3 protein-coding genes and 1 pseudogene are annotated in these 3,637 nt (G+C 65.5%); 3 read left to right on the top strand and 1 reads right to left on the bottom strand.

Going from position 1 to position 3,637, the window contains the following annotated elements:
* Window positions 1-71: 71 nt before the first annotated feature.
* Window positions 72-371, bottom strand: coding sequence for a YciI family protein (locus VF497_RS09610; protein ID WP_330888074.1), 300 nt, complete (start codon window positions 369-371; stop codon window positions 72-74).
* Between the two features lie 381 nt (window positions 372-752).
* On the opposite strand from VF497_RS09610, the pseudogene VF497_RS09615 reads away from it, so the two are divergent.
* The 3 genes and pseudogenes from VF497_RS09615 to VF497_RS09625 all read left to right on the top strand — a co-directional run.
* Window positions 753-1,607, top strand: a pseudogene (locus VF497_RS09615) (segregation and condensation protein A); the annotation flags it as partial.
* Between the two features lie 17 nt (window positions 1,608-1,624).
* Window positions 1,625-2,473, top strand: a complete 849-nt coding sequence (gene scpB, locus VF497_RS09620) for an SMC-Scp complex subunit ScpB (protein ID WP_330888076.1) — start codon at window positions 1,625-1,627, stop codon at window positions 2,471-2,473.
* Window positions 2,470-3,637 (top strand): pseudouridine synthase (locus tag VF497_RS09625; protein ID WP_330888078.1); only part of this gene is annotated, 1,168 nt, incomplete at its 3' end. The genes scpB and VF497_RS09625, both read left to right, overlap by 4 nt.

A 3,637-nucleotide genomic window follows, 5' to 3' on the forward strand; every position in this document is an offset into this window, starting at 1 on the left:
CGGAGCCAGTTCGGCCGCGAGCAATTCGCGCATGCGGGCGATGCGCGCCGGGTTGAGTTCGACGGCGGTCGTCACGGCAATGTCTTGCGGAACGGGCGCACGCTGACCTCCCGATATACCTCTGCGGCCACGTACGGATCGGCGTTTGCCCAAGCCTGCGCCGCCGCGAGGTCGGCGAATTCGGCGACGATCAGGCTGCCGCTGAACCCCGCCGGGCCCGGATCCTCGCTGTCGATCGCCGGAAAAGGCCCGGCCAGCAACAGGTGGCCGGCATTCTTCAAATCCTGCAGTCGCGCCACGTGTGCGGGCCTTGCGGCAAGCCGCTTCGACAGGCTGTCGGCATGGTCCAGGGCAGTGATCGCATACCACATCGGCTGAATTCTCGTCGCGGCGGAAACCTTGAATGATAGCGCAATGCACATGGGCGAATCCCTCGCGGTGCTGGACAGGCGCCCGCAATCCCCGTAATCTGTCACTCAAAGCGCTGGCCAGCCCATACGCATCGCGAGCCGCGATGCAGACAAGACCCGCCGGCGCAGTTCTCTTGGGAATCGCCTCCCGCGCACGCCCGATGCGAATCGGCCGTTGCGGACGGGACGTCATCCGCATATCCGCCATGCCGCAGTTCCACACGATGCCGCAGCGGTGTGCTGGTATGTATTTTTGTACTTCTATACTTTGGCGTATGCATAACGCTTTGTCTCTCCGGGGCCGCGTCGCGCGCGGCAACCACGCATGACCGAAACCGTCGCATGAACACGCAGGGCGCAGCCGCCGAAACGGGCGACGGCGTGGCCGCGATCCCGTTCCATCCCGTGCCGCAGCAGCAGGAAATGCCGCTGGCGATCGTGCGCGGCGAGCCGGTGCTGCAGATGCCGCAGGATCTGTACATCCCGCCCGATGCGCTCGAAGTCATCCTCGAGGCGTTCGAGGGGCCGCTCGACCTGCTGCTTTACCTGATCCGCCGGCAGAACCTCGACATCCTCGACATTCCGATCGCCGAGATCACGCGCCAGTACATCGACTACATTGAGTTGATGAAGGACTTGCGCCTGGAACTGGCGGCCGAATACCTGGTCATGGCCGCGATCCTGGCCGAGATCAAGTCGCGCCTGCTGCTGCCGCGGCCGCCGGCCGAGGAAGGCGTCGAAGACGATCCGCGCGCCGATCTCGTGCGCCGGCTGCAGGAATACGAGCGCTTCAAGAAGGCTGCCGAGGACATCGAGACGATGCCTCGCGCGGACAGGGATTTTGCGGTGGTGCATGCTCACGTGCCGGATAAGAGCGTTACGCGCGTACCGCCGCCCGTGGACATGCGCGAACTGCTGCTTGCGCTCAAGGACGTGCTGACCCGCGCGGAACTGAAGGGCCATCACGAGATCCGCCGCGAGGCGCTGTCGGTGCGCAACCGCATGAGCGATGTGCTCAGCGCGCTCGGCGACGGCAGCTTCCATTCGTTCCAGTCGCTGTTCAATCCCGACGAAGGCCGCATCGGCATCGTCGTTACCTTCCTCGCCATGCTCGAGCTGGCCAAGGAACTGCTGATCGAGATCATGCAGAGCGAACCGCTTGCGCCGATCTACCTGAAGTCTTTGGCTACCGCCAACTAACCACGAAATATTCCATGGTTGAATTCGAACAACTCAAACGCATCGTCGAAGCCGCCCTGCTCGCCTCGTCGGCACCGCTGTCGCTGCCGCAACTGTTCACCCTGTTCGCTGAAGACGAGCAGCCGAACCATGATGACCTCGCACGCGCGCTCGACGAACTGGCGCGCGACAGCGAAGGCCGCGGCATCGAGCTCAAGGAGGTCGCATCGGGCTTCCGTTACCAGGTTCGCGCCGAAGTGAACCCGTGGGTCTCGCGCCTGTGGACCGAGCGGCAGACGCGCTACTCGCGCGCTCAGCTCGAAACGCTCGCGCTGATCGCCTACCGCCAGCCGATCACGCGCGGCGAGATCGAGAACATCCGCGGCGTGGCGGTGTCGAGCAACATCATCAAAACGCTGGAAGAACGCGAGTGGATCCGCACGGTCGGCCATCGCGACGTGCCCGGCAAGCCGGAGCTGTTCGGCACGACGCGCGCGTTCCTCGACTACTTCAACCTGAAGTCGCTCGACGAATTGCCGCCACTGGCCGAGATTCGCGACCTGTCGGATTTCGATCCGCAGCTCGGGCTCGCGCCGGTCGCGATCGGTGACACGCTGGACGACGCGAGCAACGATGGCTCGTTGATGTCGACGGAAAACGAAGAACTGCAAGTCGAATCGCCCGCCGCTTCCGCAGCTGCACCGCACGAATCGGCCACGGATGAAGCGCAAGCAGCCGACCTGCAACACGAAGCGATCGCCGCCGAGGTGACCGAATCGCACGCAACAACCGAAACCGTCCAAGAACACGGTCCCGCCGACGAAGGCGATACCACCACAACGAGCGCCGACACGGCGCCTGCCCCCACGGAGCACACCCCATGAACGCGCCTGCATCACGCAGCCTTCTCAGCCTCAAACGCCCGCAACCGGGCGATGCGCCCGACGGCGCCCCGATATTCGAAGACCGCCTGCACAAGGTGCTCGCCAACGCCGGCCTCGGCTCGCGGCGCATGCTCGAACAACGCATCCAGAACGGTGAAATCCGGGTCAACACCAAGGTCGCCGAAATCGGCTCAAGCGTGCGCGCCGGCGACCGCGTCGAAATCGACAACAAGATCTTCGTCGTCGTCAACGACACGGCCGAGCACGCGAAAGTATTGATCTACAACAAACCCGAAGGCGTCGTCGCCACGCGTGAGGATCCCGAAGGCCGGCCCACGATCTTCGAACAGTTGCCGCAGCTCAAGGGCGCGCGCTGGATCTCGGTCGGCCGCCTCGACATCAACACCACCGGCCTGCTCCTGCTCACCACCGACGGCGCGCTCGCGCATGCGCTGATGCACCCGTCGACCGAGATCGAGCGCGAATACGTCTGCCGCGTGCACGGCGAAGTGCCGGACGAGGTACTCGAAAAGCTCAAGGCCGGCATCGACCTCGACGACGGCCCGGCGCGCTTCGACGAGCTCGCCGTGATCAGCCGCGGCGACAGCCACTCCTGGTTCCGCGTCATGCTCAAGGAAGGCCGCAACCGCGAGGTGCGGCGCATGTGGGAATCGCAGGGCCTCATGGTCAGCCGCCTCAAGCGCATCCGCTACGGCAACATCGAACTGCCGCGCGGCCTGTTGCGTGGACAGAGCGAGACGCTCGATCCGGAAACGGTCAAGGCGCTGCGCACGCTCGTCAACGCGGGCGATCCCGAGCCGAGCCTGACCCTGCAGCCGGTGATCAACCAGCGCCGGGCGAAACCGTCGAACGAATATCGGCCGTCGCCGAATTCGCAGCAGGCCTGGAGTGGCGCGCACGCCGACGAGGCGCGCGAGGCGCGCGCCTTCGACCGCATCCGCGACGATGGTCCCTTCCGCCCCGGCGCCAAACGCAGCAACAACAAGCGCAAGGACAAGGGCAAAGGTCCCGGCAAGGGCCCGCGCAGCGGCGGACAGAACGCCGGCCAGCCCGGCGCGCGCCAGAATCAGCAACGCCGCGGCAAGGGCCGCGGCGCCGGTCAGCCGCAAATCGGCGTCTACCAGCCGCCCGCGCGCACCTGGT

This window comes from Rudaea sp., from assembly GCF_036383415.1.
In the GTDB taxonomy this organism is placed as follows: Bacteria; Pseudomonadota; Gammaproteobacteria; order Xanthomonadales; family Rhodanobacteraceae; genus Rudaea.

Bases quoted from the DNA above. Each gene is read 5' to 3' on its own strand.
- VF497_RS09610 (WP_330888074.1), bottom strand. From the start codon at position 371: ATGTGGTATGCGATCACTGCCCTGGACCATGCCGACAGCCTGTCGAAG.
- scpB (WP_330888076.1), top strand. From the start codon at position 1,625: ATGGTTGAATTCGAACAACTCAAACGCATCGTCGAAGCCGCCCTGCTC.